The 23828-nt window shown below is 70.3% G+C and carries 18 protein-coding genes; 4 read left to right on the top strand and 14 right to left on the bottom strand.

Going from position 1 to position 23828, the window contains the following annotated elements; all coding sequences use genetic code 11:
* Positions 1 to 9: 9 nt before the first annotated feature.
* From ACO07H_RS05730 to ACO07H_RS05715, 4 genes are all read left to right on the top strand, one after another.
* Complete coding sequence (locus tag ACO07H_RS05730; RefSeq protein ID WP_422012048.1) at positions 10 to 903, top strand: cation diffusion facilitator family transporter; 894 nt, start codon at positions 10 to 12, stop codon at positions 901 to 903.
* The gene (dtd, locus tag ACO07H_RS05725) at positions 900 to 1340 is read left to right on the top strand and encodes a D-aminoacyl-tRNA deacylase (protein ID WP_422012046.1); all 441 of its coding nucleotides are present in this window, start codon (positions 900 to 902) and stop codon (positions 1338 to 1340) included. The genes ACO07H_RS05730 and dtd overlap by 4 nt, the downstream gene beginning before the upstream one ends.
* Positions 1341 to 1481: 141 nt before the next feature.
* Entirely contained in the window at positions 1482 to 2102 is a 621-nt protein-coding gene (locus tag ACO07H_RS05720) for a hypothetical protein (protein WP_422012044.1), read from the top strand.
* Positions 2103 to 2108: 6 nt separating this feature from the next.
* Entirely contained in the window at positions 2109 to 2195 is an 87-nt protein-coding gene (locus ACO07H_RS05715; RefSeq protein WP_422018595.1) for a PEP-CTERM sorting domain-containing protein, read from the top strand.
* A gap of 4 nt (positions 2196 to 2199) precedes the next feature.
* Here ACO07H_RS05715 and ACO07H_RS05710 read toward each other — a convergent pair whose 3' ends face one another.
* From ACO07H_RS05710 to ACO07H_RS05645, 14 genes are all read right to left on the bottom strand, one after another.
* Positions 2200 to 5517, bottom strand: coding sequence for a hypothetical protein (locus ACO07H_RS05710; RefSeq protein ID WP_422012042.1), 3318 nt, complete (start codon positions 5515 to 5517; stop codon positions 2200 to 2202).
* Positions 5514 to 6239 carry a dienelactone hydrolase family protein gene (locus ACO07H_RS05705; RefSeq protein WP_422012040.1) on the bottom strand — a complete coding sequence of 242 codons (726 nt, stop codon included), beginning with the start codon at positions 6237 to 6239 and terminating at the stop codon, positions 5514 to 5516. Before ACO07H_RS05705 ends, ACO07H_RS05710 begins: the two co-directional genes overlap by 4 nt.
* Positions 6239 to 9187, bottom strand: a complete 2949-nt coding sequence (locus ACO07H_RS05700) for a hypothetical protein (RefSeq protein WP_422012038.1) — start codon at positions 9185 to 9187, stop codon at positions 6239 to 6241. Before ACO07H_RS05700 ends, ACO07H_RS05705 begins: the two co-directional genes overlap by 1 nt.
* A gap of 601 nt (positions 9188 to 9788) precedes the next feature.
* Positions 9789 to 10595, bottom strand: a complete 807-nt coding sequence (locus ACO07H_RS05695) for a carbohydrate ABC transporter permease (RefSeq protein WP_422012036.1) — start codon at positions 10593 to 10595, stop codon at positions 9789 to 9791.
* The gene (locus ACO07H_RS05690) at positions 10592 to 11500 is read right to left on the bottom strand and encodes a carbohydrate ABC transporter permease (protein WP_422012034.1); all 909 of its coding nucleotides are present in this window, start codon (positions 11498 to 11500) and stop codon (positions 10592 to 10594) included. Before ACO07H_RS05690 ends, ACO07H_RS05695 begins: the two co-directional genes overlap by 4 nt.
* Positions 11497 to 12765 carry a sugar ABC transporter substrate-binding protein gene (locus tag ACO07H_RS05685; protein WP_422012032.1) on the bottom strand — a complete coding sequence of 423 codons (1269 nt, stop codon included), beginning with the start codon at positions 12763 to 12765 and terminating at the stop codon, positions 11497 to 11499. The genes ACO07H_RS05690 and ACO07H_RS05685 overlap by 4 nt, the downstream gene beginning before the upstream one ends.
* 7 nt (positions 12766 to 12772) lie before the next feature.
* On the bottom strand, positions 12773 to 14197 hold the full coding sequence (locus ACO07H_RS05680) for a glucoamylase family protein (protein WP_422012030.1): 1425 nt from the start codon (positions 14195 to 14197) through the stop codon (positions 12773 to 12775).
* Positions 14198 to 14255: 58 nt separating this feature from the next.
* Positions 14256 to 17198, bottom strand: a complete 2943-nt coding sequence (locus ACO07H_RS05675) for a TonB-dependent receptor (RefSeq protein ID WP_422012028.1) — start codon at positions 17196 to 17198, stop codon at positions 14256 to 14258.
* A 40-nt stretch (positions 17199 to 17238) separates the two neighbouring features.
* Positions 17239 to 18243 carry a LacI family DNA-binding transcriptional regulator gene (locus tag ACO07H_RS05670; RefSeq protein WP_422012026.1) on the bottom strand — a complete coding sequence of 335 codons (1005 nt, stop codon included), beginning with the start codon at positions 18241 to 18243 and terminating at the stop codon, positions 17239 to 17241.
* Between the two features lie 13 nt (positions 18244 to 18256).
* Positions 18257 to 19612 carry a GH1 family beta-glucosidase gene (locus tag ACO07H_RS05665; RefSeq protein WP_422012024.1) on the bottom strand — a complete coding sequence of 452 codons (1356 nt, stop codon included), beginning with the start codon at positions 19610 to 19612 and terminating at the stop codon, positions 18257 to 18259.
* A gap of 223 nt (positions 19613 to 19835) precedes the next feature.
* Positions 19836 to 20813: a tripartite tricarboxylate transporter substrate binding protein BugD gene (locus ACO07H_RS05660; RefSeq protein ID WP_422012022.1), complete on the bottom strand. Its 978-nt coding sequence runs from the start codon at positions 20811 to 20813 to the stop codon at positions 19836 to 19838.
* Between the two features lie 19 nt (positions 20814 to 20832).
* The gene (locus tag ACO07H_RS05655) at positions 20833 to 22065 is read right to left on the bottom strand and encodes a phenylacetate--CoA ligase family protein (RefSeq protein WP_422012020.1); all 1233 of its coding nucleotides are present in this window, start codon (positions 22063 to 22065) and stop codon (positions 20833 to 20835) included.
* A 70-nt stretch (positions 22066 to 22135) separates the two neighbouring features.
* A complete protein-coding gene (locus tag ACO07H_RS05650) occupies positions 22136 to 22435 on the bottom strand; it encodes a hypothetical protein (protein ID WP_422012018.1) in 300 nt (99 codons plus the stop codon).
* Positions 22436 to 22446: 11 nt separating this feature from the next.
* Positions 22447 to 23253, bottom strand: a complete 807-nt coding sequence (locus ACO07H_RS05645) for an ABC transporter ATP-binding protein (RefSeq protein ID WP_422012016.1) — start codon at positions 23251 to 23253, stop codon at positions 22447 to 22449.
* Positions 23254 to 23828: the final 575 nt, after the last annotated feature.

The following is a 23828-nucleotide window of genomic DNA, read 5'->3' as shown; positions in this document are numbered from 1 at the left end:
TCGTTGCCCATGCAAGCCAGCGCCTACCTCAAGCTGTCCGTCGCGGTCGCGCTCGTGACGATCGCGCTGAAGTCCGCCGCCTGGTGGTGGACGGGCTCGGTCAGCCTCGCTGCGGATGCGCTGGAGTCGCTGGTGAACCTGGCCGGCGCCATGTTCGCGCTGGCCATGATCACGCTCGCCGCCCAGCCGCCGGATGCCGAGCACCCCTACGGCCACCACAAGGCGGAGTACTTCTCCAGCGGCTTCGAGGGCATCCTCATCATCGCGGCCGGCCTGGGCATCATCTGGGGCGCCGTGGACCGCTGGCACCATCCGCAGCCGCTGGAGGGCATCGCGGTCGGCGTGACGCTCGCCGTCGTCAGCTCGGCCCTCAACGGACTGATGGCCTGGGCGATGCTGCGCAAGGCGCGCGAGGTGCGCTCCGTGGCGCTGGAGGGCGATGCCCCCCACCTGATCACCGACGTCTGGACCTCTGCCGGCGTCGTCGCCGGCCTGCTCGGGGTCATGGCCACCGGCTGGCAGTGGCTGGACCCGCTGCTGGCCATCGGGGTCGCGCTCAACATCCTGCGCGAAGGGGTGCACCTCATCCGCCAGTCGAGCCAGGGCCTGATGGACACGGCGCTGGACGCCGAGTCCATGCAGCAGGTGCAGGCGGCGCTGGACGCGTTCCGCCAGCCCGAGACCGTGCGCTTCGACCACATCGCCAGCCGCGTGGCCGGCCAGCGCCGCTTCGTGGACCTGCACATGCACATGCCCGCCACCTGGTCGCTGGGCCGCGCCGCGCAACAGCGCGCCGCGGTCGAGCAGGCCTTGATGCAGGCGGTCCCTGGCCTGCGCGCCACCATCCAGCTGCTGCCCATGGACGTGGAAGCGCATTTCGACGACCCGAAGGACCGCACATGATCGCCGTGCTGCAGCGGGTGGGCGAGGCGCGCGTGGAGGTGGGCGGCGCGGTTGTCGGCGCCATCGGCCCGGGCCTGCTGATGCTGGTGTGCGCCGAGCCCGCCGACACCGAGGCGATGGCCGAGAAGCTCATCGCCAAGGTGCTGAAGCTGCGCATCTTCAGCGACGACGCCGGCAAGATGAACCGCAGCGTGCAGGACGTGGCTGGCGGGCTGCTCATCGTCAGCCAGTTCACGCTGGCCGCCGACACCAGCGCCGGGAACCGGCCCAGCTTCACCGGCGCGGCACCGGCCGAACAAGGCCGGCGGCTCTACGAACACCTGCTGGCGCTCGCGCGCCGGCAGCACCCGGTCGTCGCCAGCGGCGAGTTCGGCGCGGACATGCAGGTGCACCTCGTCAACGACGGGCCGGTGACCATCCCGATGCGGATGGCCTGAGGCGCTCCGGGCGCCATCGGCAAAACCGGACATCCGACGGCCACCCCTTCCGTGGGATGGCCCACCCTGCGCTGCGCTGCTTCAATGCGGCCTGTTCGTGGGCAGCCATGCGCTGCCTCGCCGCACTCAGGAAGGAAGACCATGAAGCTGCCCACCACCCTCCTCACCACGGCCCTGCTGGCTGCCGTACCGCTGCTGTCCCAGGCCCAGTCGGCCAGCCTGACCGTCGATGCGAAGGCCAACATCTTCGGCTACGGCGTGAGCACGCCCGCGCCGGGCGGCGGCGGCGGTGGCGTCGTCGCCCCCGTGATCACGCTGGACGCCGGCACGGGCCGCTCCGTCACCTTCGCGGCCAGCGGCCTGGCAGGCTGGGGCGGCAGCATCGACAACGGCCCGGACGGCGGCGGCTTCTCGGGCTACACCAACATCCCGTCGGTCGGCCCGATCTCGGGCTTCAGCGGCCCGCTGTCGGGCGGCCTGGTCGGCGTGTTCATCGAGGCCGGGGATATCTCGGGCCTGGCGGCACCGGGCAACCTGACGTACAGCAGCGCAGCCGACTACGGGCTGGCGTCCTATGCGCCGGGCCTGCGCCAGGTGTTCTTCATCGGCGACGGCCTCACGGGCACAGGGTCGGGCGCCACACAGGTGTTCCACATCCCGGACGGCGCGGGCATGCTGGTGCTGGGCATCGCCGATGCCTTTGCCTTCAATGCGCTGGCGGGCTACTACGACGACAACGTCGGTTCGTACAACGTCCTCTAACAGGCCGTGCCGGAGCCGGCCTCGGCGGCGCTGTTCGCGCTCGGCGCGGCGGGCCTGCTGGCCGCCGCGCGCCGGCAGCGCCGCAACGACTGAGCCGTCAGCCCAGCTCGACGGTCCAGCGATGCACGCCGCCCGGCGCCGGCCGCGGCAGCGCGAGGGCGCCGATGCGGTAGGCATGCGGGCGGCGCGAGGCGGGCATCTCTTGGCCGGCCTCGTCGAGCACGCGCTCCACGCCGTGGCCGCGCGGGCCGACGCGGTAGGTCAGCTCGAAGCGCAGGTCGGCCAGCGTCAGCTGCACCGCCAGGCCGTCCAGTGCGGGCGGCATGACGGGATCGATGACCAGCGCGTCGTGCTCAAGCCGCAGGCCCAGCAGCGACGAGATGACCAGGCCGAGGGCGATGCCCGGGCCGCTGGAGTAGATGCGCCAGCCGCCGTCCAGCGCCACCTCACCGGCCAGCGCGCGGCCGTAGTGGGCCTGGGCCTCGTAACGGTCGGCAAAGGCGGCGTCGGAGCTGGAGTAGTAGCAGTTGGCCTGGCGCCGGCTGGCGCTGGGCACGCGGTCGGTCAGCGCGATGGGGTGGGCCTGTGCCAGCGCGTCCAGGAAGGCCTCGGCATGGCCCAGGTGCGCCAGCATCTGCGCGTAGCGCAGGTGGGCGTGCATGTACATGACGCCGATCTCGCGGCCGAAGAAGGCGCTGGTCTCGGCGCGCTGGAACAGCCGTGAAGGGCCGCCGCGGTAGGGCAGCGGCGCGTCGAACAGCCGGGCGCCATCAGGACCTTTGAGGTGCTGCTCGATCAGCGCGGCCTGGTGGCGTGCCTGCGCCGGCGTGAACATGTCGTCCAGCACCGCATGCATCATCGGCAGCAGGCTGTAGTGCAGGCCGGTGCGCGTGTCGCGGGGATGCAGCCACAGCTCGCGCTCGCCGGCTTCAGGGAACAGCGCGTAGCCGGCCACCACGTCGTCCTGCACCAGGAGGCGCTGGAACTCGGCGCGCACGCCGGCCGCCTCGGCCACCAGCCCGGCGGCTTCGGCCGCCCGGCCGATCTGGCCGAAGGCGCGGGCCAGCGTGTGCAGCATCTGGTGGTGCAGCGTGACGGTCCAGGCGCTGCACAGGCGCTCGCGCAGCGCGGGGTCGGCCGGCTGCAGCGAGTCGTTCCAGTCGCCATGCCAGTAGGCGGCCAGGCCCGTGCCGGGCACGACGCGGCGGCGGATCAGCGCGAGCGCCCGCTCCACATGCGCGGCCAGCGTGACGGTTTCGCCGCCATGGAAGGCGACGGGCTCGTCCAGCACGCCCGCGTCAGCCGAGGCGATCAGGTATTGCGCCAGGCCCAGCAGCGGCCAGAAGACGATGTCGCCATGCGAGTCGCCGGCGCGGATGTCGCTTTCGCGCTCGAAGAACATGAACCATTGCGGCCAGTCGCCGTCCGCGTTCTGCGCCGCGAACACGCGCAGCAGCAGGTCGCGCACCGGCGCGGTCTGCCCGAGCGCCAGCAGCATCTCCAGCGGCCCCTGGCAGACGTCGCGCGTGCCCCAGCCGCCGCCGGAGTACTGCTCCAGGCCGCGCGGCGACAGGTAGTGCACCAGCGCGTTGTGCGCGTACCAGGGCAGGATGTCCTTGAGCTGCGCCAGCGCCGCATGCGCGGGATGCGCCGCCTGCCATTGCGGCAGCACCAGCGGCTGGCGCGCGGGCGGCTGGGCCCACAGCAGCGTGCCGCGCAGTGTCACGCGCATCGCGGCCGCGGCGTCGAAGTCCAGGCACAGGATGGGCTCGCCGCGGCTGGCGCCGTCGGCATACAGCAGGCCATCGCCGCCCAGGCCGGCCAGGCCCGGCGCGTCGATCTCGAAGGCGCCGCCCGGGAAGCGCTCGGCCAGCTCGCTGCCGGCCGGCGGCGTGACGCGCAGGCGCTCGCCCTGGCGCGTCACGCCGGGGGTCAGTGGCGCGGCGCCGTCGTCGCCGCCCAGCGCGAGGTTGAGGCTGGCGCGCACGCGCACCGGCGCGCCCTTCAGCACGCGCAGCGCGAGGTCCATCACGTCGGGCTCGGCGCCGGCTTCGGCGACGACCTCGATGACGCCGCCCGCATGCGCGTAGACCCAGCGGCAGCGCTGCGGCTGGATCTCGAATGCCGACGGCAGGCCCAGCAGTTGCCAGCCCTGCCCGCTCTCCTGGCCGGCTTCCTGCACGTCCTGCACGAAGAGCCGCAGGCCGGCCGAGCGGAACAGCCCCAGCAGCGTGCGCTGCGTGGACAGCAGCCGGTTGATGCTGACGTGGCCCTGGGTCAGCATGGCGTGGAAGACGCCGCCCATCCAGCAGGTGGAGGTGAGCGCCGCCTCGTCGGGCACCAGGTGCTCGCCGCTGCGCAGGATGTGGCCGTGCGGGCGCTGCACGCGCAGCTCCTTGGCGCGCAGCACGACGTGGCTGGCCTCGCCGGCGAAGAAGCTCAGCAGCTCGCCGTTCTCCCATTCCTCGTGGCGCGGCTCGCCGAACAGTGGGCGCAGCGCCTCGACGCCCAGGTCCTGGCTCACCAGCAGCGGCGCCGTCGCGAACAGGCTGGGTGCGGGCGGCCGGCCGGCGCTGCCCAGCGCCACGCCGGGCCGGGCCTCGGGCAGGGCCAGCAGCGCGGGCAGGCAGGCGAGGTCGGCGTCGCTGCTGGCCTCGGGGTGATCGGCCTGCAGCGTCAGGAAGAAGCCGGCCGTGGCGGCGGCGCCGGGTGCCAGCGTGAGGGTCTGGTCCTGCAGCGCGACGACGGCGTGCTCCTGCTGCAGCCGCGTGCCGGGCAAACCGGCGAGCAGCGCGGGCGGCAAATCGCCCGCACGGGCGGCATGGCCCCAGACCTGGGCCGCATCGGTTGCGAACGACTCTGCGCGGCGCAGCGAGCCGGCCAGCAGCCACGGGTGGCGGCCGTCCTGCGCCTGGTTCTGGCGCGCGGCCAGCAGCACGCCGTGCTGCGCATGGTGCAGCGGCTGCAGGTCGATGTAGTGGCTGACGTAGAACTCGTTGGTGCGGATGGCGCCGTAGCCGGCCAGGCCCACGTCCTGCACGAACAGCGGCACGACCTCGCAGACCGAGGCGCCGCGGTTCTCGACGTCCAGGTGCCAGAACAGCGTGGGGGCGTCCGCGGCGAGGCGGAGTTGCAGCCGCAACGCCAGCCCGTCCCAGTCGCCGCGCATCTCGAAGCCGCCGTCCGCGACGTGCGCACTCAGCGGTGACAGCGGGCCCAGCAGCGGCGCGAGCCGCACGCCGCCGGCATCATGGCGGCGCAGCCAGAGGTTGGCGGGGCCGCCCTCCAGTTCGTTGCCCGGGAACAGGTTGAGCATCAACCCCGGGTTGACCATCACGCGGCGCAGCGCGCCGTGGGACAGCAGCTCGACTTCGAGGCCGGCTTGGTTGCGGATCAGGTGCGGTTTCATTGTCATGACTGGCGTTGCGCCAACAGCCAGGGCAGCAGGTCGGGGTCTTGGTAGGCGGGCGTCCACGAATCGTGGCCCACGCCGGGATAGATGGTGAAGCTGGCGCGGCCGCCGGCGGCACGCAGCGCGTCCACACAGGCCTGCTGCTTCGCGAGCGGCACAACGGTATCGGCGTCGCCGTGATAGGCGCGCACCGGCACGTCTCGCATCGCGGCCACCCGGGCCGGGTCGCCATAGCCGCAGACCGGTGCGATGGCCGCGAGGTCGCGCGGGTAGGTGCTGGCCCAATGCCACATGCCGTGGCCACCCAGGCTCAGGCCCGTGCCCAGGCAGCGCTGCGGGTCCACATGCAGCCGCGTCTTCAGCGCGGCCAGCAGCTGGTGCAGCCGCTCGGGGCTCCACACGGCGCCGGCTTCGAGCTGTGGGCTGACGAGCACCAATGGATAGGTCGTGCCGCGCGCAGCCAACATCGGCGGGCCGTTGCGCTTGACGGCTTCCAGGTCGCTGCCGCGCTCGCCCGAGCCGTGCAGGAACACCAGCAGCGGCCAGCGCTCGCGGCGCTGCGCGTACTCGGGCGGCAGCCACATCCACATGCGCTCGCCTTCGAGCTGCCAGGCCTTCTGCTCGCCGGCCGCCAGGCCTTCGGGCGGCACCGGTGGTGCGGATGGCAGCGAAGCGCAGGCGCTGACCAGCGCGGGAGAAGTCATCAGCAAGTGGCGTCGGCTCATCATGGGCGGGCTTCCAGTTGGACGGTGGTGCTGCCGGCAGGCAAGGCCAGTTCGCGGCCCTGCCAGGGCAGCTCGCGGCCGTCCGCGCTCGCGCGCGGCAGCGGCTCGCTGCCCGACCAGGCCAGGCGCAGGTCACCGGCCAGCCGCTCGGGAACACGGTCGACGAAGAGTGTCCACCCCCCGGCGCGGCGTTCGAGACGGTAATCCAAACGGCCCCATGCCGTGGAGAGTCCGGCCACGCCGATGTGGCCGGCCATGCGCCAGCTCGCCGGCAGGCCGGCGCCCAGCACGAGGCCGGTCTCACGCTCGTAGGCGAACAGGTCCAGCGCCGCGCGCAGGTAGTCCGACGAGATCCACGCATGCGGCATGTCGCCCAGGAACTGCACCTGGCGCGCATCGGGCAGCACGACCTCGGCCCACTGGTTCCAGCCCGCCGGGCGCTGATGCGTGAAGAACCAGGCCAGCAGCCGGTGCGCGTCGTCCACGCGGCCCAGGCGCACCAGCGCACTGACGTTGCGCAGTTCGTAGGGTGTGTAGTCCTTCCATGCCTTCGCACCATCGATGCGCGCGAACGCCTCGGTGACGTAGCGGTCGAAGGTGCCGCGCAGCAGTTCGGGTGCGAGGTTCTCGGCCTGCGCGGGGTTCAGCGCCATCGTCGTGGATGTGGCGTCGAAGTCGCCGCGGTCGGCGGCGCCGGCGACGTAGCCCAGGCCGTAGTGCTGGGCCGTCGCCGCAATGGACGATGCGAGGTCCGCCGCGAACTCGTCGAGCGACGCGGTCCAGGTCTTGACCTGGTCGGCCTCGCCCAGCGCCTGGGCGATCTGCACGGCGTCCTTGTAGCCGCGCAACGCCCAGAAGTCGTCCCAGTACGAGTAGGCCGGCTTGTCCGAATAGCCCTCGTGGCTGATGGACGGCGGCATCAGGCCCTTGAACCTCGGGTCTGCGTCCGGCTTGCGTTCGCTCAGGCGCAGCGCGTCCATCCACGCGACGACCTTCTGCACCTTCGGCCAGTGGCGCACCAGCAGTTCGCGGTCCTGCGTGTGGCGGTACAGCTCGGCGACGGCGAACAGGTACTGGCCGTGGCTGTCGTTCTCGACGACGGGGTCGGCACCGCGCTGGTCCACGCAGCACGGCACCTTGCCGCTGTCGAAGATGTAGCCGCCGAACCAGTCGACGAACTCGCGCGCCGCCTGCGCCTCGCCCATGCGCACGAGGCCCGCCACCATCATGGCGCCGTCGCGCACCCAGGCGCGCGCGTAGGACCGCGTGCCGGGCCGCAGCGCGGGGCCGTCGCGGGACATCAGCATCTGCGCCAGCGCGCTGCGCATGGTGTCGGCCACGGGCTGGGCCAGCGGCGGCAGGCGCAGGTCGAGGTGGCTCAGCCGGTCGCGCCACTGCGCCGCGGCCACGGCCAGCCGCGTGTCCAGCGCGCTGGCGTCGCCGCCCGTCACCCAGCCCAGGCTGCGCGCCTCGCCCGGCGCCAGTTCGACGTCGAAGCGCATCAGCGCCGAAGGCAGCTCATCGGCGTCGACGAGCGTCTGCAGCGGCGGCGCCTGCAGCAGCGCCGTGAGGCCCAGGCCGGCGCTCCAGCGGGCGGCGCGCACCTCGCCGGGCGTCTCACGCGGCTTAACGGTCAGCCCCGCCGCGGTGAGCCGGCCATCGGCCCACGCCAGCTTGGGCAGCGGGCTGACGCCACCGGGTGTCGACAGGAACTGTTGCGGCGGGTTGACCTGCCAGGGGCGCAGCGCGAGCAGCAGCGCGTAGCGCTGCGGCTTCGCCGTCGGGTTGCGCAGCGTGTAGCGGGCCAGCAGGGCGGGCGACCTGGCCTCGCCATCGGCGGCAGCCTCCACACGCAACTCCACGTCCGCATGGCGCCATTGCACGACCGGCAGCGCCTGCTCGACGAGGCCGTGTTCGATGCGCGACTGCGCCCACGTGACGACGCGGCCATCGGCCAGCCGAACGGCCGGCTCGATGCTGGGGCCGCCACGCGTGAGCTCGATGGCGCCGTCCTCGCTGACCAGGCCGGAACGCTGCGCACCGCCGTCCACGCCGACGACGGTCCAGTAGTTCTGCTCGCCGACGAAGGCGCGCGGCAGGTCGCCGCGCGGCAATGCCTTGGCCCACTCGGCGATGGCGGCATTGCGGTCGGGCCATTGCGAAGCGTCGCGCAACTGCACGTCGGGCGGCTTGCGGCCCTCGTGGCGCACGCGCAGCCAGCGCCATTCCTGCTCGCCGAGGAAGACGGCGCGGCCAGGCCTGTCCGCCAGCAGTTTCCAGCGGCGGTCGTCGTCGGACGCCTCGATGCGCGTGGCCTCACCGCTTGCGAACCACAGACCGTTGAACTCGCGCAGGCGCTGGAAGTCCAGCGTGACCTCGCCGCCCCGCCGCGTGCGGCGCGGCTCGGGCCAGGCCTTGGGCGCCGGCTCACGCGGCTCCAGGGCGAGCGAGCCGACGCACAGCTCGCCGGCACCACCGCCCTGCTGGCCGGCGACGACGACGAATTCGATGAAGCGGGTTTGCCTGAGCAGGCGGTCCTCGGTCGGGCCCCAGGCGAAGGCGACGTGCCGGCGCTTGAAGCGCATCTCGGTCAGCGTGTCGGGCAGCGCCAGCGCAGGCCGGTGGATCCACCAGACGTTGTCGCCGCTGGCGTCGACGAACTTGATCTGCACGTCGTTGGGCTTGCCCTGGCCCTTGAGCTGCGTCGTCAGCGCGAAGTCGGCCGGCCAGGCGACCGGCAGCTCGCGGCGCAGCACGGCGTAGCCGGAGACGCCGGCGAAGTCGTAGGCGAGGCAGAGGCTGTCGTCGCGCGGGTCTCTGGAGACGGAGGCCTTCACCTGGTCGGAGGCGGAGGCCTGCCAGGGGGTGGGGTCCTTCAGGTCGTCGAGCGTTGCGGCATTGGCCAGGTGCGTGATGGCCAGGAGCAGTGCAAGCAGCAGGCGCTTCATGCGGCACCTTCCTGCTGCGAAGTGTCGTGCCGGGATTTCGCCCCGGCGGGCGACCTACTTTCTGTCCCGCCAGAAAGTAGGCAAAGAGCTCCCCCCGACCGCCCCGCCCTGCGCTGCGCTTCGGGTGCCCTGCGGTACTCAAGCCTTGAGGCCCCGCCCGGAACTCGCGCCGCTACGCTCTGCTCAAACAACCGTGCGGAGTCAGTTCTTGAAGCGTGCTGCGCACGCGGCCTCAAGACTTTGCGTTCCTCGGCGGGGCTCAAGGGGGCAAGAGAAATACACCCGCTGGCCGGCTGTTGGGCTTGGCTGTTGGCTGTTCTGGGGACTCCCCTTCTAAACCGCCGAGAAGCACAGGACTCCGAGGCGCGTGCGAAGCACGCTTCAACGACTGACTTCGCGACGTTGTCTGAGCGCAGCGTAGCGAAGCGAGTTCGGCGCGAGCCTCGGAGTTCGAGCATCGCAGGGCACCCCGCAGGGGCGGTTTTGCAGGGGCGGTTTCTTTGGTTACTTTCTTGTCCGCACAAGAAAGTAACTCGCCCGCGGGGGCGAAATCCCCGCACGGCCCTGGACACAAAGCCAACACATCGAGCAGCGCAAACCGTCACTTCACGCTCCCCATCAACAACCCCTGCATGTAATACCTCTGCAGCGCCACAAACAACACCAGCACCGGCAACACCGTGATGACCGCCCCGGCCATCATCAGTTCACTGTCCTGCACATGCTCCCGCGACAGCGCCGCCAGCGCCACCGGCAACGTGTGCATCTCGCCGTCCGTCAACACGATCAGCGGCCACATGAAGTCGTTCCAGCTGCCCAGGAACGCGAACACGGCCAGCGTCACCAGCACCGGCTTCAACGTCGGCAGCACGATGTTCCAGAAGATGCGCCACTCGCCCGCGCCGTCCAGCCGCGCCGCCTCCAGCAACTCGTCCGGTACGCCGCGTGCGTACTGGCGCACGAGGAAGATGCCGAAGATGCCCGCCATGCCGGGAATCAGCACGCCCATGTAGGTGTTCACCAGGCCCATGCCCTTGAGCATCAGGAACAGCGGCAGCATCGCCACCTGCCCCGGGATGACCAGCGCCGCGATCAGCAGGCCGAACACGCGTTCGCGGTGGCGAAAGCGCAGCTTGGCGAACGCGTAGCCGGCCAGCGTGTTGAAGCTCACCGACATCAGCGTGCTCACCACCGCCAGCCCCAGGCTGTTGACGAACGCGCGCTTGAGGCCCCCGTCGCCCAGCAGTTGCCGGTAGTGCACCAGGGTCGGGTCATGCGGCAGCAGCGGCGGCGGCAGGGTCGAGGCGCTGCCGGCCGGCATCAGCGACACGCACACCATCCACACCAGCGGGAAGATCGCCAGGCCCGCAAAGGCCCACAACAGCGCATTGACCATCACGCGCTTCATGCGTCCGCTCCCATCCAGCGCCGCTGCAAGGCGATCAGGCCTTTGCTGACGATCACGATGACGACGAACAGCACGAAGGCCACGGCCGAGGCCAGGCCCAGGTTCCACCACTTGAAGCCTTCGTCGTACATCAGGTACAGCACGCTGACCGTGCTCTGCAGCGGGCCGCCCTGCGTCATCACGTAGGGCTCGGCGAAGAGCTGGAAATAGCCGGCCGTGGTCAGGATGGCGACCATCAACAGCGTCGGCGCGATGCCCGGCAGCGTGATGTGGCGGAACTGCGCCCAGGACTTCGCGCCGTCGAGCTTGGCGGCTTCGTACAGGTCGTGCGGCACGGCCTGCAGCGCGGCGATGAAGATGATCATGTTGCCGCCGAAGTTCTTCCACGCGGCGAAGCCGATGATGGTGGGCATGGACCAGTGCGGGTCGCCCAGCCAGTCGATGGGATCGAGGCCAACCGACTGCAGCGTGTAGTTCACGAGGCCGTACTTGACGTGGAACAGGTAGCGCCAGATGACGGCCACGGCCACCAGTGTGGTCACCACCGGTGCGAACAAGGCCGTGCGCAGCAGCGGCTTGAAGCGCACCAGCTTGCTCTGCAGCAGCACCGCCGCGGCCAGCGACAGCACGATGGACAACGGCACGCCCAGCACGACGAAGTAGGCCGTGTTGCCCAGCGCCTGCCAGAACAGCGGCATCGTCAGCACGTGGACGTAGTTGTCCCAGCCCTGCCAGCGCAGGTTGCCCAGGGAGGCGAGCGCATAGATGTCGAAATCCGTCAGGCTCAGCGCCAGGCCGGCGAACACCGGCACGCCGAAGAACAGCGCGATGACGACGAGCGCCGGGGCGGCGAAGGCCCAGGCGGCGAGGGACTCGCGGCGGCCGGTGGCGGTGCGCGGGGTCATGCCTGGGCCTTGTCGAGCATCCAGCGGCGTTTTTCGAGGATGCCGTTGACGCGGGCGTCCAGGTCGCGCACCGCCACGTCGATGCTCTGGCGCCCACCGACAACGCGCGCTGCGGACAGCTGCATTTCCTGCGCGATGCGTTCCCACTCGGGCACGGCGGGCGTGGGGCGCACCCGCTCCAGTTGCCGCCGGAAGGCCGCCGCGTGGCGGTCCTCGGCCAGCGTGCCGCCACCGGCCAGCGGCATGGCCCACGTGCTGCGCCGCGACGGCAGGTCGCCGGTCAGGCGGTAGAAGTCGAGCTGCACGTCGGGGCGGCTCAGGTAGCTGATCAGCGCCCAGGCCTCGGGCTTGTGGCGCGAACGCTTGAACATCGCCAGGCTGGCACCGCCGGCGATGGAGGCCCCCAGGCCGGTCGGCCCCGGCAGCTCGGCTGTCGTCCACGCACCGGCCAGCTCCGGCGGCAGGCGGCGTTTGAACTCGCCGATGTTCCACGGTCCCGAGATGTAGAACGCGAACGTGCCGCGCCCGAACTCCTGCCAGAGGTTGGCGACCTGGTTGTTGGTGAGGCCCGGCGCCTCGCCCCGGCGGAAGCGCTCGGCGTAGAAGCCGAGTGCGCGGCGGAAGTCGTCGGACGCGAAGTTGCCGAAACGCCCGCCGTCGCGCAGCACCTCGCCCGGCTGCTGCAGCGCCAGCGCCAGCAGCGGCTCGAACTCGTTGGTGGGCAGCAACAGCGGCGTCGCCATGCCGCGCCGGCGCAGCGTCGCGAGCGCAGCGGCCCACTCGGTCCAGTCCTGCGGCATGTGCGGGATGCCGGCGCGCGCCAGCAGGTCCTGCCGCACGAACATCAGCCGCGTGTCCACGTACCACGGCAGCCCCACGCGCTCGCCGCCGGCCGTGTTGGTGGCCCAGATGCCGTCGAAATAGTCGCCGGCCTGCAGCGCCGGTGTGCGCGCCAGCCAGGGCGCCAGCGGCTCCAGCGCACCCAGCGCCTGCATCTCGGGCAGCCAGGTGTTGCCGACCTGCGCGAGGTCGGGCGTGGCGTCGCCGGCAAACGCCGTCAGCAGCTTCTCGTGCGCGGCCGTCCAGGGCAGTTGCTCCACCTTCACGCGTACGCCGGGGTGTTCGCGCTCGAAGCCGGGCATCAGCTCGGCCACGACCTCGCTCTCGCGGCCCATGGCCCAGAAGCGCAGCGTGGTGCCGCTGTCACGAGCGCAGCCCAACAAGGGTGCGACTGCCGCGGCGGTGAGCAAACGTCGTCGGCGCATCAGGCGATCAGCCGAGCCAGCCGCCCGTGAAGCCCGCGCGCTTGAGGCCCTTGATGAGGTGCGCGTTCTTGCGCATCGCCTGCCAGACCAGCTCGCCGCGGTGGTTGCCCAGCATGGCGAGCATGGGGCCCTGGTCGATGCCCAGCATGTCCACGTCCACCCAGCCGTGGCCGGGCTCCATGCGGCCGTGCGTGAGCCGCACGTCGACGTTGGTGAAGCTGGGGTTGAACGCGTCGAAGAAGCCGTAGCGGCCCCAGGTGTGCGGGTAGCGTGCCTTGATGGCGGCGAGCGCCGGGACGACGATCTCGGGCGCGAAGGCGATGGAGGCGCCGGCCGCGTAGGGCGCCAGCGTGCCGTCGTCGTACAGGCCCATGCCGCGGCCGGCGTAGCTGATGAAGCGGCGCTTCTCGGTGGTGCCGGCCGTCGTCGTGTAGGGCAGCTTGATGTCGGCCGGGCCGTCGCTGGCGCTGATGCCCCAGACCTCGGCGCTGTAGCCCTGCCAGCCCAGCGGGTTGTCCTTCGCGTAGGCCTGCTGCGCGTAGGTGGCGCGGCGCGAGTTCTCGAAGTAGTCCAGGCCCTTGTCCCGCATGTAGCGGTCGCGGATGCCGCGGAAGTCCACCCAGCAGTGCGTGAACTGGTGGCCGAACAGCGGCGGGAAGCGCAGGAAGGTCTGGCCGTAGCTCTCGCCCCAGCTGTGCTGGTCGTAGGTGCTGAGCCAGGCGTCGTAGGCCTCGGGCCTGACCGGCCGCGTGGGCGAGCCCAGCGCCAGCAGGTAGACCATCATGGCCTCGTTGTAGCCCTTCCAGTCGTTGGGGATGTGGCCCTTTTCCGGCGTCCAGCCGTGGCCGATGGACGGCGGGCGCACCTGCGCCCAGGCCCAGTCGACGCGGCCGTAGAGCTCGTCGACCAGCGCGCGGATGCGGGCTTCGTCGGCATGCGGCTGGTCGAAGTAGCTCTGCGCATGCAGCGCGCCCATCAGCAGCAGCGCGGTGTCGACCGTGGAGAGCTCGCAGCGACCGAAGCGCAGGCCCTCCTTCATGTCGAGGAAGTGATAGAAGAAGCCCTTGTGGCCGGCCACGCCGCGTTTTCCCGGGCCCTGCGGCAGGCCGGCGAAGAAGCGCAGCGTCGTCAGCGTGCGCTCGCGGGCCTGCTCGCGAGTGATGTAGCCGCGCGCCACGCCCACGGGGTAGGCGCTGAGCGCGAAGCCCACCGCCGCGATGCTGGCGAAGGACGGCGTGGGCCAGCGGTCCGGCGCCAGGCCCGTGCGGGCGTCGGTCGTGTTCCAGAAGAAGTCGAAGGTGCGGCGTTCGAGGTCCGCGAGGAAGGCGTCGGCAGCGGTGGGCGTTGCGGTGGTTGCGTCGGCCCAGCTGGGCAGGTTGGCAGCCAGCGCGAGGCCGGCGCCATGCGCGAGCAGGGCGCGTCGGGTCAGCATGTCCATGATGGGGAGTGATTGTGGGAGCCGGCGCAGGCCGGCTCCCGAACCGCGAGGGTCAGAAAGCGTAGTTCAGCCCGAGCTTGAACTGCCGCATCGAGCCGCGCACGCCGGTGCGCTTGCCCAGATCGGGGTTGTCGCCGCCCAGGTAGTTGGAGGGCGTCGACGTGGGACCGCCGCCCCAGTCGTTGTAGAAGCCCCAGTTGGCTGAATTGAAGAGATTCAGCACGTCCAGGCGCACCTGCAGATCACCGCCGTAGACGCGGAAGCTCTTGCCCAGCCCCAGGTCGACCTGCTTGAACGCATCGCCCGTCTTCTCGACATAGGCGCACTTGTCCCAGCCGAGGTGGCAGTCGGTGATCTGGCGCGGCTGGCCGCTGCCGTAGGTCAGCTTGCCGGACAACTGCATCCCCCAAGGCAGGCTGTCAATCAGGCCGCCGACGACGAGGCGCTGCTTCTCGGTGTCCTTGTTCGGGTTCCAGCCGTGAGTGGACTTGCCATAGGTCCAGTCGAACACGTCGCCATCGCTCCAGTCGCGGTCCCTGGTCTTGGCATCGGTGTAGGTGTAGGCCACCGTCATGCTCCAGCCACTGGCCTGCGTGTAGGGCTTGTCCAGCGACAGGTAGAGGCTGCGAGACTTGGTCTCGCCGACGAAGTCGCCCAGGACCACCGTGCCGTAGCCGTTCGGGCCACCCCACAGCGGGTCGATGGAGCTTTGCGTGCCGAAGCCGCCATTGGGATCGCGGTTGCCGCCGAACCAGATGAACTGGTTCTTCGCGTGGATGTTTGACACCGCCACGTCTGCATTCCAAGAGCCGATCGCCTGGCGAACACCGATGCTGAACTGGTCGGCGAACGGCATCTTGAACTTGTTCTTGATCAGCCAGATCTCACCGCCCGCCTGGGCGTTCTTCTGCTGCTCGTCGAGGGCGTTGTTGGCCATCTTGCGGTCGTAGCTGCGGCCCCAGCCACCGTAGATGACCGTGGCCTTGTCGCCCAGCACGTCGTAGGACGCCCCCAGGCGCGGCGCCAGCGCACCCTTGTAGGCCTTGCGCGAGCTGCCGTTGGAGATGTACTCGTCGATGTTGATGCCGCCCTTGGCCAGCGACTGCGCATAGGTCTGGCCGGCCGGCGCGGTGATGCCGCCGACAGTGCGACCATCCACGCCCTTCAGCGCGGCGACCCGGTCAGCTGGCGTCACGTAATCGTTGTTGAGCATGTTGTCCTCGTAGTCCCAGCGGACACCGAGGTTGAGCTCCAGTTGCTTCGTCAGCTTCCAGTCGTCCTGAACGTACAGGCCGTACTGGTTGTTCTTGAGGTTGACAGCGGTCGAGGGAATCGCCGGCGAGATGCGGCACTGGTCGCTGGACAGGCCGTCGCTGCTGACGTTCGTGCCGGTGCAGGTGAGGCCACTGAAATAGGGCTGACCCGTCGTCGTGTTGAGCACGGTGTCGATCGTCGCCACGCGGTTGGCCGTGCCGCTCAGGTCGTACTTCATGGCCTTCATCTGCAGGCCCCCCTTGAACACATGGCCGGCCAGCCCGGTGAAGCTGAGGTCGTCCTTCAGGTAGAAGCCGCTCTGGCGCCGGTCCTGCGCATTGGGCGATCCGCCGGTGAAGAAGACGTCCTGCACGTTGTTCAGGCTGTTCGTCGGCGAATACTTGTAGCGAACCAGCGGATCAGTCGCATCCGACTGCGGATTCCACTGCGAACGCTCCGCGCCGACGCGTGCCTCGTTGAACCAGGCGTCGCGAGAGAACTCGTGCTTCAAGTCGACGCGGTATTCGTTGTTGTTGTTGTTGATGGCGGTGGTCGCGGCGGAGCGATTGCCATCGACCGAGTAGCTGGTTTCCTTGCGCAGCGTCACCGACAAGTCCAGGCGCTGGCTGTCGTCGATCTCGGCGGACAGCTTGGCGAACAGCAGGTGTTCCTTGAACTGGCGCTTGAAGTTGCCCTGCTGGCCCAGCAGGTTGGGCAGGATGCCGGGATTGCCTGGGTACTTGTCGGTGTTGTCCGCCGTCTGTTGCGACGGCTTGTCGATGGACTTGCCGTCATAGGCGACGAAGTAGTGCAGCTTGTCCGGCGTGATAGCGCCACCCAGGCTGAAGCCAGCTTCCACCTGCGTGTATGACGGCGAAGGCACGCCGCGGGCCTCATCCTCTTTCTGCACAGGGCTCAGCGAGGTCCAGCTGCTGCCCGTGCGGTTCACGTAAACGTTTCCATGCGTTTCATTGCCGCCGGACTTGGTGACTGCGGAGATGGCCACACTGGACACCTGGTCGTACTCGGCCTTGTAGTTCTGCGTCAGCACCCGGTACTCGGCGATGGCCGTCTGCGGGAACGGATTGCCCTGGCTGGTGTCTTGGCCGACGATACCGCCGCGCAGGATGTTGTTCTTGCGGCCGACGCCGTCGATGAAGACGTTGACGCTGTCGCTATTCTGCGAGCCGCCGCGCAGCCGCGTATTGCCGCTTGAATCGGTGTCGAAGCGCACGCCCGGTGCGAAGTCCGCCGCCGACAGGAAGTTGCGCGTCGCCTGCGGGATGGCCTCGATCATCTTGTTGGAGACCGTCGTGCCGACCTGGGAGTCAATGACGCCCTGGCGCTGCGAATTGCCCTGGATGACGACGGTGCCGAGCTGGCTGTTGGCGCTGCTCAGGTCCAGCGTGGCGTTCTGGCCGACCGACAACGTGACGATGCTGCCCGTAGGGGCGCCGGCGACGCGAACCTCATAGGTGCCCGGGTTCAAGCCGGGCAGCACATAGCTGCCGTCCGCCAGCGTCTTGGTGCGGTAGGAGTTGCCGTTGGCCTTGTTGATGGCGACGACATCCGTACCGGCTGGCGCCGTCGCGCCAGCGGCAGTGATCGTGCCGCGCACGGTGGCGTTGGACGTCTGCGCGTGCGCGGGCAGCGCGGCCAGCAGCAGGCCACCGATGAGCCCGGCGGCGCAAAGGTGGCGGGTGAGCAGCCGGGGCTGGCTGCGGAGGCTCTTCACGTTCATGGCTCTTGTCTCCTGGTGTTGTATGGGATCGGAACGGGATTCAGGTCTTGGCCCCGCACGAGCGGCGCACGACGAGCTGCACGGGCATGACGGTGGTGCGCGCGGCCAGCGGCTCGCGCTCCAGCACGCTGGCCAGCGCGTCCAGCGCCTGGCCGCCCATGGCCGCGATGGGCACGCGCATGGTGGTCAACGCGGGGCTGACGTAGCGGGCGATGGGGATGTCGTCGAAGCCGGCGAGCGCGATGTCGCCCGGCAGGCGCAGGCCGGCGGACTGCAGCGCGCCCAGCAGGCCGATGGCCATCATGTCGTTGGCGGCGAAGACGGCGTCGGGGCGCTCGCCCGCCGGCAAGGCCAGCACGGTGGCCGCGGCGCGCAGGCCGGCGTCCTCGGAGAAGTCGCCGGCCAGCAGCCAGGGCTGGGCGCTGGCAGGCAGGCCGGCGCGGTAGCCGCGCTCGCGCTCGCGCGCCTCGAAGTTGGCGGCCGGCCCGCCGAGGAAGGCGATGCGCCGGCGGCCGCTGGCCACCAGGTGCTCGGTCATCGCGCGCGCGCCGCCGAAGTTGTCGACGGCGAACACCGGCTGCGTAGGCGCACGCACGCCGGAATTCAGCAGTACGGCGGGCAGCGTGGGCGGCAGGTTCTGCGACAGGAAATCGTCGTCGGCATGCGGCGACATGACGATGAGGCCGTCCACACGGCCGTTCATCGCCCGCAGCGCGGCGGCGGCTTCGTGGGCGTCGTCGTGCGAGCTGGACAGCAGCAGGTGCAGGCCGCGCGCACGGGCGGCCTGGTCGATGCCGCGGATGAGTTCGGAGAAGAACTCGCCGTGCAGGTCGGGCAGCAGCGCGCCGACGGTGTCGGTCTTGCGCGTGATGAGGCTGCGCGCGGCGCCGGACGGTGAGTAGCGCAGCTCCCGGGCGATGTCGACGATGCGCTGGCGCGTGTCGGGCAGCACGTTCTCGGCGCCGTTCAGCGCGCGGGAGACGGTGGCGACCGAGACGCCGGCCTCGCGGGCGACGTCCTTGATCGTGGCGGGCGAGCCGTTCATGCGGGGCTCGCGGCTAGAGGTTGGCGCCATGCGCGGCGATCACGTCGGCGTAGAAGCGCGCGCTGGCCTTGGGCGTGCGCTCCAGCGTCTGGAAGTTCACGTGCACGAGGCCGAAGCGCTTGGCGAAGCCCAGCGCCCACTCCAGGTTGTCGAACAGCGACCAGGCGAAGTAGCCGCGCATGTCGGCACCGCGGGCCATCGCGTCCTGCACGGCGGCGATGTGGGTGCGCAGGTAGTGCACGCGCAGCGGGTCGTCGACGCGGCCGTCAATGGCCGCGGGCGGGTCGTAGAAGGCCGCGCCGTTCTCGGTCACGTACAGCGGCAGGCCGCCGTAGCGCTCATGCATCCAGACCAGCGTGTCCGCCAGGCTCTGCGGGTGCAGCTCCCAGCCGGTCTCCGTGTAGATGCCGCCCGGCTGGCGCTGCGGCGCGACGGGGAGCGGCCAGGCCTTGGGGTCGTGGCGGACCACGGCGCGGGTGTAGTAGTTCAGGCCCAGGAAGTCGACGGGCACCTTGAGCGCCTCGACCTCGGCGGCCGGCCAGTCGGGCCAGGCTTCGCCGAACACCTCGCGCAGCTCCTCGGGGTAGGTGCCGAGCAGGGCCGGGTCGAGGTACTGGCGGTTCATGTACGCATCGGCCAGCTCGGCGGCATGGCGATCGGCGTCGGTCGCGTCTGCGGCCAGGTGCTTGGGCTCGATGTTGACGACCAGGCCGATCTGGTGCCTGCCGGCATGTCGGGTGACAGCCCGGTAGGCCTGCACGCCCTTGGCATGCGCCTGCATCAGCCGGTGGGACACGATGGCGGCCTCGTAGGCGCTCCTGTGGCCCGGCGCCAGCGCGCCGTGCATGTAGCCCTGGTCGGCGATGACCCAGGGCTCGTTGAGCGTGACCCACAGCTTCACGCGGTCGTCCAGCGCCTTGAAGCAGACCTGCGCGTAATCGGCGAACCAGTCCGGCATGTCGGGGTTGAGCCAGCCGCCGCGGTCGTCCAGCGCCGCCGGCAGGTCCCAGTGATGCAGCGTGGCCATGGGCTGGATGCCGTTGGCCAGCAGTTCGTCCACGAGGCGCTCGTAGAAGCCCAGCCCGGGCGCGTTGACCCGGCCGCGCCCTTCGGGCAGGACCCGGCCCCAGGAGATGCTGAAGCGGTAGGACGTGAGGCCCAGCTCGCGCATCAGCGCGACATCGTCCTTCATGCGGCGGTAGTGGTCGCAGGCGACGTCGCCGGTGTCGCCGCCGGCCACGCGGCCGGGCGTGCGCACGAAGCGGTGCCAGTTGCTCACGCCGGCGCCATCGGCCAGGGGCGAGCCTTCGATCTGATACGCCGACGTGGCGCAGCCCCAGAGGAATCCGGGCGGGAACGGTTGTCTCATCCGTGTGCCGGCTGCACTTGCGCGCGCCGGTCTGTTGCTCAAGTCATGTAAACGTTTACATGCATTCTTCCCGAAGTCCGACGGACACGTCAATCAAGGATTTACCCCGGGTGCGCAGCGGCGCTGCGAGAAAGCCACGGCGCATCCACTGCAGGGCGCGGGGCTGAAGCAAAGCGGGCCTGCCACCACGGTGGCAGGCCCGCATCGCGAAGTCTCGCGCGACTCAGTCGGCGTACTGCCCCGCCGCCTTGATGACGGGCCCGAGCTTGTTGATCTCGGCCTCGACGAACTTCTTGTGCTCGGCGGGCGTCGTGCGGGCGTCGGTGATGATGACCGCGCCCAGCGCCTCCTGGCGCTTGTGGAAGTCGGCATCGTTCAGCGCCACGCGCAGCGCGGCGTTGACCTTGTCCACCACCGCCTTGGGCGTGCCCTTGGGGGCATACACGCCGTGCCACACGGACACGTTGAAGCCCTTCAGGCCCGACTCGTCGGCCGTGGGCAGCTTGGCCAGCGGGCCGTTGGGCAGGCGCCTGGGCGTCGTCACCGCGTAGGCCTTGACCTTGCCGCTCTCGATCTGGCCCGTCGTGTTGGTCGTCTGGTCGCACATCACGTCCACCTGGCCGCCGAGCAGGTCGTTCATGGCCGGCGCGGTGCCCTTGTAGGGCACGGTGGTCATGTTGAGCTTCAGCGCCGACTGGAACAGCAGGCCGCACAGGTGCGACGCCGAGCCGACGCCGGCATGCGCGAGGTTGACCTTGTCCTTGTTGGCCTCCAGCCACTTGGACAGTTCGGCGAAGTTGTTCGCCGGCAGGTTGGCGCGGCCGATGACCGTCATCGGCACCTCGTTGACCATGCCCAGGTACTCGAAGTCGTCCAGCGTCTTGTAGGGCAGCGTGCGGTACAGCGACGGCGCGCTGGCGATGCCGATGTGGTGCAGCAGCAGTGTGTAGCCATCGGGCGCCGCCTTGGCGACCTTGTTGGCCCCCATCGTGCCGCCGGCACCGGCCACGTTGTCGATGATGACGGTGCCGCCCAGCGGCTTGCGCAGCGCCTCGGCGAGGTCACGCGCGACCTTGTCGGTGGGGCCGCCGGCCGCGAACGGCACGACCAGCGTGATGGGCTTGTCGGGGTAGTCGGCCAGGACGGGGAACGCGGGCAGGCAGGCCAGCAGGCCGGCGGCCAGCAGCAGGGAACGGCGCATCGGGATGTCTCCAACAGAGTTAGCGACGGTCTTCGATGAGCTTGCCGTCGTTGGGCAGGCTGCCGGGCGGCAGGACTTCCACCTCGACACGGAGTTTGGTCAGGTCGCGCGCGGTCTGCATCAGGCTTTCCACGAAGGGGTGTTGCAAGGTCTGCGTAATCTCGACCTGCAACACGAGATCGTCCTGCGCCAGCGCGCCGCTGACGACCAGGCGGGCCTTGAGGACTTCCGGGTGGCGTTTGACGAGGTCCGCCACCTGGCCCGCATGCACGAACATGCCGCGCACCTTGGCGGACTGGTCGGCCCGGCCCAGCCAGCCGCGCAGGCGCTGGTTGGTGCGCCCGCAGGCGCTGCGCCCGGGCAGCACGGCGGACAGGTCGCCCGTCGCGAAGCGGATCAGCGGGTAGCCGGGGCTGAGCGTCGTCACGACGACCTCGCCCACCTCGCCGTGCGGCAGCGGGTCGCCCGAGCCGGGGCGCACGATCTCGACGATGACGCCTTCGTCCACCACCAGGCCGTCGCGCGCCGGCGTCTCGTAGGCGATCAGGCCCAGGTCGGCCGTCGCATAGCACTGGGTCGCGCGGACGCCGCGCTCGGCGAACCAGGCCACCAGTGCCGGCGGGCAGGCCTCGCCGCTGACCAGCGCGCGCTGCAGGTGCGGCAGCGCATGCCCGCCCTGCGCGGCCTTGTCGAGCAGGATGCGCAGGAAGCCCGGCGTGCCCGCATAGGCCTCGGGCCGCAGGTCCAGCACCGCCTGCAGCTGCAGCTCGGTGTTGCCCACGCCACCGGGAAAGCTCAGCGCGCCCAGCGCCCGCAGGCCGGCCTCCATCATGGCGCCGGCCGGCGTCAGGTGATAGCTGAAGCTGACGTGCGCGAGCTGGCCTGCGCGGATGCCGGCGGCATGCAGCGCCCGCGCCATGCGCCAGGGGTCGGCGCCGTCGGCATCCGGCTCGGGCTCGTACAGCGGGCCGGGCGACTGGAACAGCCGCCGCGGCACGCCGGCCGCGAAGCCGCCCACGCGCAAGGCGCGGCGCGCGGCTTGCGCGGCGGCCAGGCTGCTCTTGCGCGTCAGCGGCAATGCGGCCAGCGCGGCGCGCGAGGTGATGGCCGGCGCCGCGATGCCGGCCAGCAGTTCGGCATAGGCGAGGCTGCTGCCCTGCGCATGCGCGACCTGCGCCGCCAGCGCGGCCATCTGCGCCGCCTCGCGTTCGGCCGGATCGCGGGTCTCCAGCGCGTCGAAGAATTCGGTCATCGGGCACCCTTCGCGTTGCGCGCTGTCCCGCCAGGCGGGCGCCTAGCCCCTGTGGGCGGCCGTGCAGGGCTCACTCGTCGGCCCTCCAGCGCAGCAGGCGGCGCTTGAGCTCGTCCTGCAGCTTGCGCGACTCGGGCGCGGAGCGCAGCGTGAAGCGGTCCCACTCCGGCGAGCGCGCGGGCCGCCTGGCCATTTGCACCGCGACGGCATCGCCGTCCACGGTGAGCGTCAGGACGACATTGCCGTTGAGCAGCCAGCCGTCGTTGCGCTCGGTCAGCGCGTGCTGGTCGCGGATGAAGCGCTTCAGCGCCAGCAGCGTCGACGCCGCATTGAACGGCGGCGGCGCGATGTCCCAGGATTCGTCACTCATGCTCGATGCCCTCAGGCCAGCCAGCGCTTGCGGCGCTTGTAGCTCTTCACGTCCTTGAAACTGCGCCGCCCTTCGCCGCCCACGCCCAGGTAGAACTCCTTGACGTCCTCGTTCTCGCGCAGCGCGGCCGCGGCGCCGTCCATGACGACGCGCCCGTTCTCCAGGATGTAGCCGTAGTCGGCATAGCGCAGCGCCATGTGGGTGTTCTGCTCGGCGAGCAGGAAGGTCGTGCGCTCCCGGGTGTTGAGGTCGCGCACGATCTCGAACACCTCTTCCACGATCTGCGGCGCCAGGCCCATGGACGGCTCGTCCAGCAGCACCATCTTCGGGTCGGCCATCAGCGCGCGGCCGATGGCGCACATCTGCTGCTCGCCACCCGACGTGTACGCCGCCTGGCTGCCGCGCCGCGTCTTCAGGCGCGGGAAGTAGGCATAGACCTTCTCCAACGTGGCCGCCACGGCCGCGCGGCCGTCCTTGCGGGTGTAGGCGCCGGTCATCAGGTTCTCCTCGATGGTGAGGTGCGCGAAGCAGTGGCGGCCCTCCATGACCTGCACGACGCCCCGCTCGACCATGGCCGAGGTGGACAGCCGCTCGATGCGCTCGCCGCGCAGCTCGATGCTGCCCTTGGTCACTTCGCCACGCTCGCCTTCGAGCAGGTTGGACACGGCACGCAGCGTGGTCGTCTTGCCGGCGCCGTTGCCGCCGAGCAGGGCGACGATGCGGCCTTCCTGGACTTGGAGCGAGACGCCCTTGAGGACGAGGATGACGTGGTTGTAGATGACTTCGATGCCGTTGACGTTCAGGAGCGGGGCACTCATGTCTGGCGCTCCTTGGGTGCTGTGGCAAGGCCCGTGCCGGGATTTCGTCCCGGCGGGCGACCTACTTTCTGTCCCGCCAGAAAGCAGGCGAAGAGCTCCCCCCGACCGCGCCGCCCCTGCGCTTCGCTTCGGGGTGCCCTGTGCTGCTCAGGCCTTGAGGGCCCGCGCAAAACTCGCGCCGCTACGCTCTGCTCAAACAGTTGCGCGGAGTCAGATGTCGAAGCGTGCTGCGCACGCGCCCTCAAGGCCTTGCGCTGCTCGGCGGTGCTCAAGGGGGCCAGAGGAATACCTCGTGACGCACGGCTGTCGGGTTTGGCTGTTGGCTGTTGGCTGCTGCGGCTGTTCCAAGACTCCCCTTCAAAACCGCTGAGAAGCGCAGAAGCCCAGGGCGCGAGCGCAGCTCGCTTCAAGGACTGACTTCCCGCCGCCTGTCTGAGCAGAGCGTAGCGACGCGAGTTCGGCGCGGCCCTGGGCTTCGAGCATCGCAAGGCACCCCGCAGGGGCGGTTTTGCAGGGGCGACTCTTTGCCTACTTTCTGGTCGCACAGAAAGTAGGTCGCCCGCCGGGGCGAACTC

Source organism: Roseateles sp. (genome assembly GCF_965229315.1).
Taxonomy (GTDB): domain Bacteria; phylum Pseudomonadota; class Gammaproteobacteria; order Burkholderiales; family Burkholderiaceae_C; genus Pelomonas.
The sequence above is the reverse complement of the archived record's forward strand: the minus strand, read 5'-3'. Positions and strand labels throughout refer to the sequence as shown.

Coding starts and splice junctions, on each gene's coding strand:
- ACO07H_RS05730 (WP_422012048.1), top strand. CDS start 10: ATGCAAGCCAGCGCCTACCTCAAGCTGTCCGTCGCGGTCGCGCTCGTG.
- dtd (WP_422012046.1), top strand. CDS start 900: ATGATCGCCGTGCTGCAGCGGGTGGGCGAGGCGCGCGTGGAGGTGGGC.
- ACO07H_RS05720 (WP_422012044.1), top strand. CDS start 1,482: ATGAAGCTGCCCACCACCCTCCTCACCACGGCCCTGCTGGCTGCCGTA.
- ACO07H_RS05710 (WP_422012042.1), bottom strand. CDS start 5,517: ATGACAATGAAACCGCACCTGATCCGCAACCAAGCCGGCCTCGAAGTC.
- ACO07H_RS05705 (WP_422012040.1), bottom strand. CDS start 6,239: ATGAGCCGACGCCACTTGCTGATGACTTCTCCCGCGCTGGTCAGCGCC.
- ACO07H_RS05700 (WP_422012038.1), bottom strand. CDS start 9,187: ATGAAGCGCCTGCTGCTTGCACTGCTCCTGGCCATCACGCACCTGGCC.
- ACO07H_RS05695 (WP_422012036.1), bottom strand. CDS start 10,595: ATGAAGCGCGTGATGGTCAATGCGCTGTTGTGGGCCTTTGCGGGCCTG.
- ACO07H_RS05690 (WP_422012034.1), bottom strand. CDS start 11,500: ATGACCCCGCGCACCGCCACCGGCCGCCGCGAGTCCCTCGCCGCCTGG.
- ACO07H_RS05685 (WP_422012032.1), bottom strand. CDS start 12,765: ATGCGCCGACGACGTTTGCTCACCGCCGCGGCAGTCGCACCCTTGTTG.
- ACO07H_RS05680 (WP_422012030.1), bottom strand. CDS start 14,197: ATGCTGACCCGACGCGCCCTGCTCGCGCATGGCGCCGGCCTCGCGCTG.
- ACO07H_RS05675 (WP_422012028.1), bottom strand. CDS start 17,198: ATGAACGTGAAGAGCCTCCGCAGCCAGCCCCGGCTGCTCACCCGCCAC.
- ACO07H_RS05670 (WP_422012026.1), bottom strand. CDS start 18,243: ATGAACGGCTCGCCCGCCACGATCAAGGACGTCGCCCGCGAGGCCGGC.
- ACO07H_RS05665 (WP_422012024.1), bottom strand. CDS start 19,612: ATGAGACAACCGTTCCCGCCCGGATTCCTCTGGGGCTGCGCCACGTCG.
- ACO07H_RS05660 (WP_422012022.1), bottom strand. CDS start 20,813: ATGCGCCGTTCCCTGCTGCTGGCCGCCGGCCTGCTGGCCTGCCTGCCC.
- ACO07H_RS05655 (WP_422012020.1), bottom strand. CDS start 22,065: ATGACCGAATTCTTCGACGCGCTGGAGACCCGCGATCCGGCCGAACGC.
- ACO07H_RS05650 (WP_422012018.1), bottom strand. CDS start 22,435: ATGAGTGACGAATCCTGGGACATCGCGCCGCCGCCGTTCAATGCGGCG.
- ACO07H_RS05645 (WP_422012016.1), bottom strand. CDS start 23,253: ATGAGTGCCCCGCTCCTGAACGTCAACGGCATCGAAGTCATCTACAAC.